This window comes from Pyxidicoccus sp. M15 (assembly GCF_056858435.1).
The window spans coordinates 411,370-424,705 of record NZ_CM166495.1 but is presented as its reverse complement, the minus strand read 5'-3'; the positions used below and the strand labels follow the sequence as shown (position 1 = coordinate 424,705).

The 13,336-nt window shown below is 70.2% G+C and carries 13 protein-coding genes; 8 read left to right on the top strand and 5 right to left on the bottom strand.

The annotated features are described in order from the left end of the window. Positions 1-262 precede the first annotated feature (262 nt). The gene (locus ACX9TP_RS01615; RefSeq protein ID WP_482977925.1) at positions 263-763 is read left to right on the top strand and encodes a DUF6748 domain-containing protein; all 501 of its coding nucleotides are present in this window, start codon (positions 263-265) and stop codon (positions 761-763) included. A gap of 18 nt (positions 764-781) precedes the next feature. On the opposite strand, the gene ACX9TP_RS01610 is transcribed toward ACX9TP_RS01615, so the two are convergent. The 3 genes from ACX9TP_RS01610 to ACX9TP_RS01600 form a co-directional block, all read right to left on the bottom strand. Beyond that, positions 782-1,306, bottom strand: coding sequence for a peptidase (locus tag ACX9TP_RS01610; protein WP_482977924.1), 525 nt, complete (start codon positions 1,304-1,306; stop codon positions 782-784). A gap of 80 nt (positions 1,307-1,386) precedes the next feature. After that, positions 1,387-2,199 (bottom strand): serine/threonine-protein kinase, encoded by an 813-nt coding sequence (locus ACX9TP_RS01605; RefSeq protein WP_482977923.1) that lies wholly within the window; start codon positions 2,197-2,199, stop codon positions 1,387-1,389. Beyond that, positions 2,196-2,681, bottom strand: a complete 486-nt coding sequence (locus tag ACX9TP_RS01600) for an RNA polymerase sigma factor (protein ID WP_482977922.1) — start codon at positions 2,679-2,681, stop codon at positions 2,196-2,198. Before ACX9TP_RS01600 ends, ACX9TP_RS01605 begins: the two co-directional genes overlap by 4 nt. 284 nt (positions 2,682-2,965) lie before the next feature. Here ACX9TP_RS01600 and ACX9TP_RS01595 point away from each other — a divergent pair, with 284 nt between their 5' ends. The 7 genes from ACX9TP_RS01595 to ACX9TP_RS01565 all read left to right on the top strand — a co-directional run bounded on the left by ACX9TP_RS01595 (position 2,966) and on the right by ACX9TP_RS01565 (position 9,826). Then, positions 2,966-4,513: a sensor histidine kinase gene (locus ACX9TP_RS01595; protein WP_482977921.1), complete on the top strand. Its 1,548-nt coding sequence runs from the start codon at positions 2,966-2,968 to the stop codon at positions 4,511-4,513. A 105-nt stretch (positions 4,514-4,618) separates the two neighbouring features. Beyond that, complete coding sequence (locus tag ACX9TP_RS01590; RefSeq protein WP_482977920.1) at positions 4,619-5,773, top strand: ATP-binding protein; 1,155 nt, start codon at positions 4,619-4,621, stop codon at positions 5,771-5,773. After that, a complete protein-coding gene (locus ACX9TP_RS01585; RefSeq protein ID WP_482977919.1) occupies positions 5,770-7,284 on the top strand; it encodes a DUF7125 family protein in 1,515 nt (504 codons plus the stop codon). The genes ACX9TP_RS01590 and ACX9TP_RS01585 overlap by 4 nt, the downstream gene beginning before the upstream one ends. Further along, entirely contained in the window at positions 7,281-7,646 is a 366-nt protein-coding gene (locus ACX9TP_RS01580) for a response regulator (protein WP_482977918.1), read from the top strand. The genes ACX9TP_RS01585 and ACX9TP_RS01580 overlap by 4 nt, the downstream gene beginning before the upstream one ends. A gap of 400 nt (positions 7,647-8,046) precedes the next feature. Then, positions 8,047-8,511, top strand: coding sequence for a type II TA system antitoxin MqsA family protein (locus ACX9TP_RS01575; protein ID WP_482977917.1), 465 nt, complete (start codon positions 8,047-8,049; stop codon positions 8,509-8,511). A 127-nt stretch (positions 8,512-8,638) separates the two neighbouring features. After that, positions 8,639-9,319, top strand: a complete 681-nt coding sequence (locus tag ACX9TP_RS01570; RefSeq protein ID WP_482982351.1) for a DUF2381 family protein — start codon at positions 8,639-8,641, stop codon at positions 9,317-9,319. A 9-nt stretch (positions 9,320-9,328) separates the two neighbouring features. Then, positions 9,329-9,826, top strand: coding sequence for a serine/threonine protein kinase (locus ACX9TP_RS01565; protein ID WP_482977916.1), 498 nt, complete (start codon positions 9,329-9,331; stop codon positions 9,824-9,826). Between the two features lie 100 nt (positions 9,827-9,926). Here the strand turns inward: ACX9TP_RS01565 and ACX9TP_RS01560 are convergent, their stop codons facing one another. Both ACX9TP_RS01560 and ACX9TP_RS01555 read right to left on the bottom strand, forming a co-directional pair. Beyond that, positions 9,927-10,499 carry a hypothetical protein gene (locus ACX9TP_RS01560; RefSeq protein ID WP_482977915.1) on the bottom strand — a complete coding sequence of 191 codons (573 nt, stop codon included), beginning with the start codon at positions 10,497-10,499 and terminating at the stop codon, positions 9,927-9,929. Between the two features lie 52 nt (positions 10,500-10,551). Beyond that, positions 10,552-13,110, bottom strand: coding sequence for an ATP-binding protein (locus ACX9TP_RS01555; RefSeq protein ID WP_482977914.1), 2,559 nt, complete (start codon positions 13,108-13,110; stop codon positions 10,552-10,554). Between the last annotated feature and the right edge of the window lie 226 nt (positions 13,111-13,336).

Here is a 13,336-nt window from a genome sequence, read left to right as displayed (position 1 = left end):
CTTACGGGTCACGCCCCGGAGGGGCGATCAACGAGGCCGGATGTAGCCCCTGCCCGGGGGGACGTCAATGAAGGGAAATCCCCTTGGATGCGCCAGTGTCCAGGCGAAGTCGGGCAGGACCGTGACTCTGTGACTCCCTGGCCAGGAGTTCAGGTCATACCCACGTTCTGACCACGGGTCACACGCAGGCGTTCCCCTGATGGACTGGCCCCGCTCGCACAACCAGAGGACACTGCGCCTCCCTTCCCTTCCGGAGCCCCTCATGAACGTCCGCCCGCTGCTGCTCGCCGCCCTGGCCCTTGGCTTCGCCGCCGGCTGCACCACGCCCTCCTCCTCCCCCAGCACCCCGCCGAGCGAGCCCGGAACCCCGTCCGCGGAGGCCGCCCGCCCCGTCGCCGAGTCCCCGCCCAAGGGCAACGAGCCCGGCACCGAGGCCGCCCCCACGCCCCCGCCCCCCGCCGCTGGCGAGCCGAAGCAGGGTGAGAGCACCGTCTACCTCGTCAAGAACAGCGGCATCCGCTGCATCGCCCCGCCCTGCCCCACCTTCAACGCCTACCGCGCGGACAAGCCGGACTCGGAGCCCATCCCCGTCCACGAGCTGGACCTGAGCGCCCTGTCCGGCGGCTCCGAGGAGCGCGCGAACGAGCTGGAGCTGCAGACCTTCAAGGAGGGCCTGCGCGTGGAGGCCACCCTGGAGACCCGGCAGAACGCCGGCCCCGCGGGCGCCGCCACCGTCCTGCGCGCCAGCCGCATGGCGAAGTGACGCCGGGCGCCGGGCCGCCTAGATGTGCAGCCCCAGCTGGAGCCCGGGCCAGTGCTGCAGGCGCTGGTCCGGCTTCGGCTGGCTCTCACTCGCGGAGAAGCGGGTGATGGAGTCGAAGTCCGGCTGCCCCCAGACGAACCACAGGTTGTAGGTGGGCCCGGCGAACACCGCCAGCCGCGGCAGCACCTGGAAGCCCAGCATCAGCCGCGCCTGCCCCAGCACGTTGCCGCCGTCACCCTCCAGCGGCTTCTGCACCGGCTGCACCGCGCCGCCCGTCACGTCCCCGTCCAGCCAGAGCCGCTGGCTCAGCGTCAGGTGGCCGCCCAGCCCCGCGCCGAAGCTGAAGCGCGCGTCCCGCCCCGGCTCGAAGCCCGACAGCAGCGTGAAGTAGAACGGCCCGCCGCCGAACTTCACGGCCAGGTTGGCGAACTGGATGTCGCTCGCCCACAGCTCCACGTGCACCTTGCCCTTGCGCAGCCCCCGCGAGGGCGCGGGCGCCTCACCCGCCGACTGCGCGAGCGCAGGCCCACCCGCTTCCGCCACCAGACGGGAAGCCTCCGGAAACTGCCCGGCGACCGCCGCCCCTGCCCACAGCCATGATGCAAGGAGCGCCAAGGATTTCATCACCTACGCTTTTCCAGCCTGAACGATACCTGCGTCAAGTCCTCGGGCAGCGACAGGGGCGCCGTCCGGGCGTCCGGGCCCTCCGCCAGGGCCCTGGCCGCGGCCAGCACCGGCTCCAGGGAGAACGGCGACTCCGAGGAAATGAAGAAGAAGCGCTCGAAGTCCGGCGCGTCGTCCAGCTCGTACGCCCGGGGGAGCATGTGGGTGCCGGAAGGAGACAGCACGGCGGAGCCCGGGCCCCCGTCCGGCGCGTGCAGGGTGACGGCGCCGCGCCCGTCCACGGAGAGGATGACGCCGTGCCTGCGGCCCGCGGCCACGTACGCCAGTTGCACCACGTCACCCGCGGCGGCGGGAGCTCCGTCGGTGAGGCGCTCGGGGCCTGCGGCGGCCTGGCGGTGGACGAGCAGCTGGGGCGCCAGGCCCTTGATGCGCGTCGTCTCGGCGGAGCCGCCCGACGCCGTCAGGTCCGGCCCGGCCGCTCCCGGGCCGTCGGGCGAGGTGTCGGGGCGTGCCAGGACGAAGAGGGCCACGGTGGCGAGCGCCGGCACCAGGAGGCCCCACGCCGGTGCCAGGCGCCGCGAAGGGGAGGGCGCCTCCTTCCGGGACGCGCGGGCCGCCACCTCGCGCACCACGCGCGAAGGGGGCAGCCGCTCCAGCGTGGCGCGCGTGTCGGCCTCCAGGGCGGCCAGGCGCGTCAGGCCGTCGGGCTCGGCGGCGAGCCGGGCGCGCGCGGCGGCCAGCTCCTCGGGGGACAGCTCCCCCAGGGCGATTCGCTCCAGCAGCCAGTCGGGGGTGCGAGGGGGGGCGTTCATGCGGCCTCCAGCTCCAGCTCCTGCAGCACGGCGGACAGCGCACGCAGGCGCTTGCGCACGCCGGACACGGACAGGCCCACCTCCCGGGCCGTCTCCTCCAGCGTCATGCCATCCACCAGGTGCAGCACGGCGATGTCGCGGCTGGACGCGGGCACCCGGCCGAACAGCCGGTCCAACACCCCGCGCGCCGCCGCGCGTGACTCGTTGTCCTCCGCGGAGGCAATCTGCAGCACCAGCTCGTCCTCGCGGTCCTCCGGCCGCCGCTTCGCCCCGCGCAGCTTGTTGAGGCACACGGTGGTGGCAATGCGGTGCAGCAGGCTGGACGGCGCCACGTCCTTCAGCGCGCCCTGGTAGCGCAAGAGCTGGACGAACACGTCGTGCATGGCGTCCACGGCCTTCTCCTCGTCACGCAGGAGGAAGCGGCAGCGCCGGAGCACCTGGGGGCCGTAGCGGCGGTAGTAGGCCTCCACATCGATTGACACCGGCGTCGCGCCTCCCTCGTTCGCGGAAGGGAACACCGGCCCCGCGAAGAACTGTCACCGCACTCGCGGTGCGTATCCCTTTTTCCCTGGCCGGGCCACCTCCCGCTCTGCTGCACGCCGGGTGCGCGGCCCACCGGCCCCTCCCCTCCACGCCCGGCGCGCCGGGCCCGTTCGGCCCGCACGTGTGCGCCTTCCCGCGACAAGGTCCGCCCGCGAGCAGTCCGCGGCATCATGGAGGCTCTCGCGGAAGAAAGCCGAAGTAGCGTGGGTAATTCTTCCCAGCGATGGTCACCGACCTCCCCCGCAAGCCCGCGCGGTCCGCGCCCGTGATTCTCGTGGTGGATGACCACGAGGCCAGTCGCTACCTGCTCTGCGTCATCCTGCGGCGCGCGGGCTTCGTCACGGTGGAGGCGACCACGGGCGAGGGCGCGCTCCGGCTCGCCCTGGAGCAGCCGGACGCCATCCTGCTCGACGTGAAGCTGCCGGACATGCTCGGTTTCGAGGTGTGCCAGCGGCTCAAGCGCGACGTGGCCACGGCCGCCATCCCCGTCATCCAGCTCTCCTCGGCCTTCACCTCCACCACGGACAGGGTGGAGGGCCTGCAGGGCGGCGCGGACAGCTACCTCGTCGCGCCCGTGGACCCGGCGGAGCTGCTGGCCACGCTCCAGGCGCTGCTGCGCACGAGGGCTTCCGCGCGCAGGCAGTCCAACCTGCTGGATGAAGAGCGGGCCATGCGCGCCGAGCTGGAGCGGGCCAACGCGCTCTTGCGCGAGCAGACCATCATCCTCGGCAACGTCCGCGACAGCATCGTGGTGACGGACCTGCACGGCCTCATCACCCACTGGAACCACGGCGCCGAGCACCTCTTCGGCTTCACCGCCGGGGAGATGCTGGGGCAGACCACCGCGCGCCTCTACCCGGAGCTGGACCTCACCGGAGCGGCGAAGGACCTCTCCCGCATCCGCGAGGGCACGGACTACCGGGGCGAGTGGAAGGGGCGGCGCAAGGACGGCGTCACCGTCTGGGTGGACATCCACACCACCCTGCTGCGCAGCGAGCGCGGCGAGGCGCTGGGCTTCATCGGCGTGGCCAAGGACGTCACCGAGCGCAAGCTCGTGGAAGACGAGCTGCGCAGGCGCGTGGGCTTCGAGCAGCAGCTCATCGGCATCGTCTCGCATGACCTGCGCAACCCGCTGTCGGTGATGCTGCTGTCGGCCGCCACGCTGCTGCGCCGGGAGGACTTCGACGAGCGCACCACGAAGCACCTCATGCGCATCGTCTCCAACGGCGAGCGCGCGAGCCGGATGATTCGCGACCTGCTGGACTTCACCCAGGCGCGGCTGCGCGGGAGCATCTCCCTGGAGCGCACGCCGTCGGACCTGCACCCCGTGGTGCGCGGCGTGGTGGAGGACATGCGCGTGGCCCGGGCGGAGCGCGACGTGCGGCTGGAGCTGTCGGGCGACGGGCACGGCCAATGGGACATGGACCGCATGGCCCAGGTGATGACCAACCTCTTGTCCAACGCGCTCACCCACGGCACCGCCGACACGCCCGTCACCGTGCGGGCCTGGAGCACGGACGCCGCATGGCACTTCTCCGTCCACAACGAAGGCGAGCCCATTCCCCCTGAAATCCAGGCGAGCCTCTTCGCGCCCATGCGCCGCGGTCCCCGGGCGGGAGACACGACCAGCCGCTCGATTGGGCTGGGGCTCTACATCGTCCAGCACCTGGTGAGCGCGCACGGCGGCACGGTGGACCTGGACTCCGCCCCCGGCCGCGGCACCACCTTCACCGTGCGGCTGCCGCGACGGGACGTGCCGGCCGGTCCGTAGTCCCCGGTGGCCGTACCAGGAGCCGCCGCACCCCTCTGTCTGCTTTCGCGGCATCCAACCCAGGCATCGTGGCGGGGCTCAAATACCGCGTGCTACTGAACCCTCGTGCACGCTCCACCCACCGAGCCTCCGGCAGGTCCACGACCTGGCAGGCCCGGCGAGCCCGGGTCAGGAGACGTCACCGTCTTCGAGGTCTCCGACACCCTGGGTGACGCCTTCATCGCGCTCGACAGGGACTGGCGCATCCGCTTCGTCGGCTCCAGCGGGGCGCAGCTCTCCCCCACCCGCTGCCAGGAACTGGCGGGCCACCCCTTCTGGGAGCTGTGGCCGGAGCGCGGCGGGCCCGGGCAGCGGGCGCTGTACCACCGCTGCATGGAGGCACGCCTGCCGGTGGGCTTCCTCGAGCACCTCGCGCGCCTGGATGTGTGGACGGAGGTCCACGCGTACCCCACGGCCGACGGGGGCATCTCCGTCTTCTTCCGGGATGTGAGCGCGCAGAAGCGGGCCGAAGCCGAGTGTGCGGAAGCGGTGGTGGCCGGGACGGAGGAGAAGAAGCGCGCCGACCTCGAGCAACGGCTCATCGGCATCGTCAGCCATGACCTGCGCAACCCGCTGCAGGCCATCCGCCTCTCCGCGGGGCTCGGCCTCCGGGGCGCCAGCCAGGACCCGCGGCAGCGCAGGCAGTTCGAGCGCATCATCACGTCCTCGGACCGCGCCCTCCGGATGATCAACGACCTGCTCGACTTCACCCGGGTCCGCCTGGGTGGAGGCCTCACGATGGAGCCGAGGCCAGTCGACCTGCACGCGCTCACCGCCCAGGCGGTGGACGAGGTCCTCATCACCCGGCCGGAGCGCCACGTCGCGCTGGAGACACAGGGAGACGGACAGGGCCTCTGGGACGCGGACCGCCTCGCGCAGGTGGTGCAGAACCTCGTGGGAAACGCGCTGCAGCACACCACCGAGGACACGGCGGTGCGCGTGAGCACCCGGGGCGAGGCGCGGCACGTCGTGCTCGCGGTGCACAACACCGGGCCCGCCATCTCCGCCGAGGACCTGCCACGGCTGTTCGAGCCCTTCCAGCGTGGCCGGGACGCGCGGGCCGGCAGCGGGCGCAGCATGGGCCTGGGACTGCACATCACCTCCCACATCGTCCAGGCCCATGGCGGCACCGTCGAGGTGCGCTCGAGCGAGGAGGAGGGGACCACCTTCACCGTGCGGCTGCCCCGGCGCACGCCCACCGAGCCAGGACCGGAGAGATGACCGACACAGTGACGGAGCGGACACGAGACAGAATCCCCACCGGGGTCCCCGGCCTGGACACCATCCTCCACGGCGGCCTGCTGCGCCGGGGGGTGTACCTGCTCCAGGGCAATCCGGGGGCCGGGAAGACCATCCTCGCCAACCAGCTCTGCTTCCACCACACGGACGGGGGCGGGCGCGCCATCTACGCCACGCTGCTCGCCGAGACGCACGAGCGGATGCTCTTCAACCTCGAGCAGCTCACCTTCTTCGAGGCCTCTCGCATCCCGGAGCAACTGACGTACCTGAGCGCCTTCTCGGCCCTGGAAGCCGAGGGCTTGAAAGGCGTGACGGAGCTGCTCCGGCGGGAAGCGCGCTCGCGCAAGGCCACACTGCTCGTGGTGGACGGCTTCGTCGCGGCGGAGGAGACCTCCGGCACGAAGCAGGACTTCAAGAAGTTCGTCCACGAGCTGCAGGTCCACGCCAACCTCCTCGGCTGCACCATCCTGCTCATCGCCAGTGGAACCCCCGACGCCATGGGACCCGAGCACACCATGGTGGATGGCGTGCTCGAGCTGTCCGACAACCGCGTCGGCCGGCATGCCGAGCGTGAGCTGGAGGTGAAGAAGTTCCGGGGCAGCGGCTACATCCGCGGAGGCCACGCCTTTCAAATCACCCGCGAGGGCGTCACGGTCTACCCGAGGCTCGAGGCGCTGTTGCAGGACCCCTCTCCGGAGGACCCGTGCAAGGCGGAGCGCATCTCCACTGGCATCTCCAGCCTGGACAGCATGCTCCAGGGCGGCCTGGCCTGCGCCAGCTCCACCGTCATCTTCGGCCCCACGGGCGTGGGCAAGACGACGCTCGGGATGCATTTCCTCAATGAGTCGAGCGAAGCCGAGCCGGGACTGCACTTCGGCTTCTACGAGACGCCTCCGCGCCTGCTGCACAAGGCCCGCTCCCTGGGGCTCGACTGGGAGTCGAAGCTGAAGCAGGGCGTGCTCGACATCCAGTGGTATCCCCCCACCGAGCGCGTGCTGGATGTCCTGGGCCACAAGCTGGTCTCAGCGGTGCGCGAGCGCGGGGTGAAGCGCCTGTTCGTGGACGGCGTGGACGGCCTCATCAAGGCGGCGGACACCCCCGCGCGCATCACCCACTTCCTGTCTGCGCTCACCAACGAGCTGCGCATCCGGGGGGTCACCTCCATGTACACCTCGGAGCTGTTCGACCTCTTCAGCACCCATGTGGGACTGCCGCTCCAGGGAATCTCGGGCCTGGTTGAGAACGTCTTCCTCCTGCGCTTCCTCGAGGCGGACGCTCAGACGTACCGGATGTTCTCGGTGGTGAAGGTGCGCGACAGCGGCTACGACGGCACGCTGCGGGAGCTGCGCATCTCGGCCCATGGCGCGAGGCTCGGCTCCCCCTTGCGGAGCGGCACGTCCGGCGGCAAGGGCGGCAAGTCACCCGCCGCGCGGGTGAAGGGCTCGGCCGCGAAGCTCAAGAACCTGCTCAAGCGGCGGGGCCGCAAGCCGTGAAGACCGTCCTGGTGGTGGACGACGAGTTCGGCATCACCGACGCGCTCGGCGACGTGCTGGGCGAGGAGGGCTTTCACGTCGTCGTCGCGCGCAACGGGAAGGATGGGCTCCGGCGGGTGGCCGAGCAGCGCCCGGACATCATCCTGCTCGACTACATGATGCCGGTGATGGATGGGCGCGACATGCTGCTGACGCTCCAGGCCGACCCCGCGTCCCGGGATATTCCCGTGGTGATGATGAGCGCCCTGACCCGGGCGCAGCTCCCCGCGGACTTCACGCCGTCGGCCTTCCTCCGCAAGCCCTTCGACATCGACGTGCTCCTGGCCGAGCTCCGGCGCCTGCTGGGTGAAGCACCGGCGTGAAGCCGGGCGCTGGCGCGCCATGCCTGGAGCGGCCTCCCAGGCGTCCAGTCGTCGGACCGGTCCCCGTCCGGCGACGCGGATGGACTCGGAACAGCGCACGGCAATCGCGGCTCAATGACCGGGGACGGAAGCTCAATTCGCCATGTGCTCCTTGAAACCGCTCCAGGGCAGCTATTGATATTACATCAACTATTGATGCATGAAAACCGCTGGGTGCCAACGCGGCCCGCAAACGAATCTCCACCATCCTGAAGGGTGGTCGGGTGGGGCAGGTGGACTGGGCCTACCGGGTGCACACCCAGCTTCAATGTGTCGTCGTGGCATTTCGGGACGACCTGGAGCTCGTCGTGGTCACGGCATGGAGGAAGAAGCGATGAAGTGCATGCAGTGCGGTGGGAGCATGACGTCCCGACAGGAAACGCGGAGGGCCTACGCCGGCCTGGAGGGCGTCATCGTGGAGGGCGTCCAGGTCCGCCACTGCCCGGACTGCGGGGAGGAGGAGATCAGCTACTCGAACGTCGAGCAACTCCACACGCAGCTCGCGCTGCAGCTCGCGCGAAAGGAGGCGGGGCTCACGCCGCGGGAGATCCGCTTCCTGCGCACATACCTGGGGATGTCAGGCACCGACCTGGCCCGGCGCATGGGGGTGACGAAGGAAACGGTGTCCCGCTGGGAGCGCGTCGACAAGCCCCTGTCCATGGGCCCCATGGCGGAGCGACTGTTGAGGCTGATGGCCGTGCGCGGGCAGCCCGTGACGGAGTACCCGCTGGAGCGGCTCGAGCATGTCGCGACCACCGAGGCCGCCCCGCTGCGCGTGCGCCTCAAGCCGAAGAAGCAGGGCTGGACGGTGGAGCTGTCCGCGTGAGGCCAGAGTCTGGAGTGCCCTCAAGGGTATGCGGTGCGCGAAACGCCCTGTTGGGTTGTGCGCACCATGCAAGCCCTCATGCCCTGTCGAGCAACCCTTCTGCTCGTCCTGTTGACCTCAGCGGCCCCTGGCCCGAGACAGAGAGGATCTCGCGGTACGGCCCATCCTCCTCTCGGAGAACCCGGACGACAGCACCCACCGCGTCTACGTGAAGGGACAGGTCGCCACCGTTCTCCGGTTCGAGCAGCCCGTGTCCCGGGACAGAACGAAGATGGTGGGATGGGAAGGCCGGTTCGAGCCGCTGTACGAGGCCATGCACTCCGCCTTGATGCGCGCGCTCAAGGACAATCAGGTCCTGGGCGAAGAGAACGCACGCCTCCGCAAGGAGGAAACGTCCCCGGACCATGCTCTTGCCGCGCTGCTGGCGTCCGGCACCGCCAGGCAGACGCCTTTTGTCGTGAAGCGCCGCTGGGTCTTCAAGGAAGCAGATGCGGATATCGAAGTCGTTGTCTTTTCCGGCAGGTCCAAGGCCGCTGTCGTCTTCAACATCGTCAACCACGATTCCGAGCAGTCCTGGCGGCTGACGCGGCCCCGCGCATGGAGCGCCGCGAGTGGCCAACTCCGACAGGTGGCCGTGAAGGCGGGAAGACCCTCGATTCCTCCTGGTGAGTCCGGCTCCCTGGCCATTGTCGCGGACAGAAGCGCCTTCATGGACGCGGGAGGACCGGGGCAGCTGGCGCTGATCTTCCGGCACGATGGCCAGAGTCAGGCCTACGTCGTGCTGGCCCCCCGTCTGACCCGGGAGTAGGTGCGGCACATGCGACACAAGCCCTTCGCATTGCGCTGCTGCGCTGCGCTCCTCATGACCACCTCGGGCTGTCCCGGTACCGCCACGGGCGGGGTGGCACTGCGTCCTGATGGAAGCCCGGGACCGGAGAAGTGCTCTGAGAAGGCGCTGGAGACCATGCGCATTCTCAGGCTGTATGTGGGCGACTCCGCGCGCGTCGAGCTGGACGTGAACCAGCACGACACCAGCCCCATCACGCTGTACGACGGCCCCATCGAGAGCATGGTGGAGGAGGAGCTCGGTCCTTTCGAATCGCCCACCCGGCTCTATGGCGGGGTCTGGACGGATGGCCCCCAGGTGGTCATCCGCTACTACGAGGCACACCCGCCCCGGGCGGACAAGGTGCCCATCTGCGCGGTCGCCCGACTCTCCAAGGGGCAGCTCAGGAAACGTCCCGGGTCCAAGCCGGGAACGGCCATCCTCGAGTTCTCCTCGGCCGGCGTCTACATCGTGAACGAGTTCCGCTGACCCGTCACACCTGGAAGCCTGCCTGGCCTGTGCGCCATTCTCCGTTCATTGCATGCGTCCGAGTGCCGGGGTGGGTGGAGGTCGAAGCTTCTGGACCACCTCAGGGCACCCGCGCGGGCTCGCTCAAGAAGAGCGCATGGAACAGGGTGGTCTCCGGAGGCTCCCGGGGCTCCACGATGAGGGGAACGGGCGTATCGGCGACCTCGCGTGGAAGCAGGGTGGCCTCATACCGTGTCTCGATGTTCCGGGCGATGACCTGCGCGGGGCCCTGCATCTCTTCCGGGAGCGGCTCGAAGAACACCTCTTCACGGATACGCCCCTTGCCGCGGTACTCATACCGCGCGCCATAGACGGTGTAGACGGGCGCCAGGATGCTGAGGCAGCCGACCACGACCCAGCTGGAGGTAGAGTCCTGGCGGTTGGTTTCCGGGTAGGCGCCACAGCGGAGGCAGGCGTCACACGTGGACGTGATGTTCCCAATCGTGAATCCAGTCAGCTCCGCCCTGACAACGCCTAGCAGGGCGCTCCATCGGTCCATCTCTTCATCCGCCCGCTCCCAGCGCTGGTCGAGTCGCTGCGTCTCCGGGCTCCTGTGGAGCCGAAATTGATAGTCCTTGTCCGGACGCCAGTAGTCCCGGGCAATCGCCGTCAGCTTCTCGACCGAGAGAATCATGCGCTAGAACCAGCCGCGCTCGCGGTCCCCCGGTGGCACGACTCCACCCGGACTAACCGCCGGACTCCGCACCCCTGACGTCGCGCGGCAGCCGCACCGTGAAGACGGTGCCCTGCGCGGAGTCCGAGTGCACGTCCACGTGCCCACCGTGCGCACGCACCACCTGCTCCACGATGTAGAGGCCCAGCCCCACGCTGCGGCGGGTGCTGTCCGTGGGGACGCCGCGCTGCATGGGCCGGAACAGGCGCGGCAGGACGTCGGCGGGGATGGTGGAACCCCTGTTGCGCACTTCAATCACCACCCGCTCCGCCTCGCCTCGCGTGGTCACCGTCACGGGCGTGTCCGCGGGGCTGTAGTCGAGTGCGTTGGAGAGCAGGTTGCTCACCACCTGCGCGACGCGGTCCGCGTCCCACGTGCCAAGGCCTTCCCCCTGTTGCTCCACGCGCACGGTGCGCTCCGGGCGGGACACCTGCACCTCGTCCACCACCTGGCGGACCAGGGCATGCAGGTCCATGGGCGCGGGCCTCACCGGAAGCCCACCCGCCAGGCGCGCCTGGGTGAAGTCGAGCAGGTCGCGAATCAGCCGCACCGCGCGCTCGGCCGAGGTCTGGATGCGCAGCGTGTTGCGCAGCTGCCGGTCGCGCAGCTCTTCCCCGCGCAGCATGGCCTGCGCACCCAGGAGGATGGAGCTCAGGGGATTGCGCAAATCATGGCTGACGATGCCGATGAGCTGCTGCTCGAACTCGGCGTTCCGGCGCGTCTGCTGCTCGACCTCCTTGCGCGCGGTGATGTCCATGGCCGTGCCCAGGAAGCGCTCGGGGTGGCCTTCGGCGTCGAAGTACGCGCGCCCCCGTCCCTCCAGCCAGCGCACCATGCCCTGGGGCGTGACGACGCGGTACTCGATGGCGAACGCACCCGCGCGCTCGCCCCGCAGCGCGGCCTCCACCGCCTCACGCACCTGCGCCCGGTCCTCGGGAAGGAGGACGGCGAGGACGTCGTCGAGTGTCGGGTCGCCTTCACCCGGCATCCCGAGGAGCTCATACGTGATGGCATCCATCCGGAGCCTCCGGGTAGGCAGGTCGAGCTCCCAGGTGCCGACGCCCGCCGCCTGCTCCACCATGCGGCTGCGCTCATCGCTCCGCCGCAAGGCGTCCGCGACGGCCTCCACACGTCGCCGGGCCTGGACCTGCTCCGTCACCTCGAAAGCGAAGACGTCGATGCCCTCTACCACCCCTCCGGCCCCACGCCGCGCCTGGTAGATGAAGGTCATGAACGCTTCCTCGAGGCGCCCCGTCCCCCTTCGGTCCAGTTCGATGCGCACCTCCTGCCCGACGAAGGGCCTGCCCGTGCGGTACACGTCATCCAGCAACTGGATGAAGCCCTGCTCCACGACCTCCGGCAGGGCCTCGGCGACGGTGCGGCCAATCAGGGGGCGCTTGCCGCCGATCAACGCCTGGTAGAGCGGGTTGGCCAGCTCGAAGACGTGCTCGGGGCCCCGCAGCGTGCAGATGACCGCCGGCGCCGCCTCGAGCAGGTTGTGCAGGCGCGTGCGCTCCGCCTCCGCCCGCGCGTGCGCCCGCGCCACCTCCACCAGCAGCCGCTCGCGCTCGGCGCCCGCGTCCGCCCGCGCCAGCACCGCGCCCATCTGGCTGGCGAGCAGCGCGAAGAAGTCCTGGAGTCCGGACCCGAGCGACAGACGGGGGCTGCACCCCACCAGGAGCACGCCACGCACGCCCTTGCCCCCCGGCCCGGGCAGGGGCAACACGCACGCTGTCTGGATGGGCTCCGGCCAGGGGCCCGCGACCAGGCCCGGAACGCGCGCCTGCACGTCCGTCACCCACACCGGCTTGCCGGTGCGCACGGCCTGCCAGAGCGGCCATACGGAGGGAGCGGCGGTGGGTTCCGCACGAAGGGGCGCGGCGGGCGAGCGGGGCTCGAGTCCGGTGAGCCCCGCGCGCTGCAGGAAGGGGCTGTCGGGCCCTCCCAGGTACAAGGCGGAGAAGGGGACGTCGGCCGCGTTGCGAGCCAGCACCGCCACCACGGCCTCGCACGCGGTCGCCTCGTCGCCCGCTTCCAGCGCGCTTTCGGCCAGGTCCTTGAAGGTGCGCAGCCGGCGCTCGCCCAAGACCTTCTGCGTCGTCTCGCTACAGACCACCAGCACGCCCGCCACGGCGCCGTCGTCGTCGCGCGCCGGGCTGTAGCTGAAGGTCCAGAAGACCTCCTGGAAGCCGCCATCGCGCTGGATGGGAATGCGCTGGTCCTCGAACCAGACGGACTCGCCCGCCTGGACGCGGTGGATGAGCGGGCCGATGACGTCCCAGATGTCCGTCCAGAACTCACGCCCCCGCGCGCCGAGGGCCCGGGGGTGGCGGTCAACCCCGAGGCTCGGCCGGTACGCGTCGTTGTAGAACTGGACCAGGTCCGGCCCCCACCACAGGAACATCGGCTGGCGGCAGGTGAGCAGCGTGGAGAGCGTGATGCGCAGCGCGTGGGGCCAGGCCTCGCCGGGGCCCACGGAGGTCTTCGACCAGTCCAGCGCGCGGGTGAGCGACGCGAGCTCACCCTCTCCCGGAAGCCATGTCGTGGCTGGAATCCATACTTGCGGCTCCAAGGGTTGGGTCTCCACGCGCATCCGACGTCGAAGGACACCTGTAACGGCGGACCCTTGCTTGATGGACCGCTTCGCCCGTCCACCATTGCACGTTGGTCCAATGCCCTGGGGATGATCGGGAAGAAGTTACAGACCGGGCAGGCGAGCGGGCCTCCACCAGAAGGGTCGCACAGTGTCGGGTTGGCGATGAAATCGGCCTCTGTTCGCTGTAACTGAGAAACGGGTC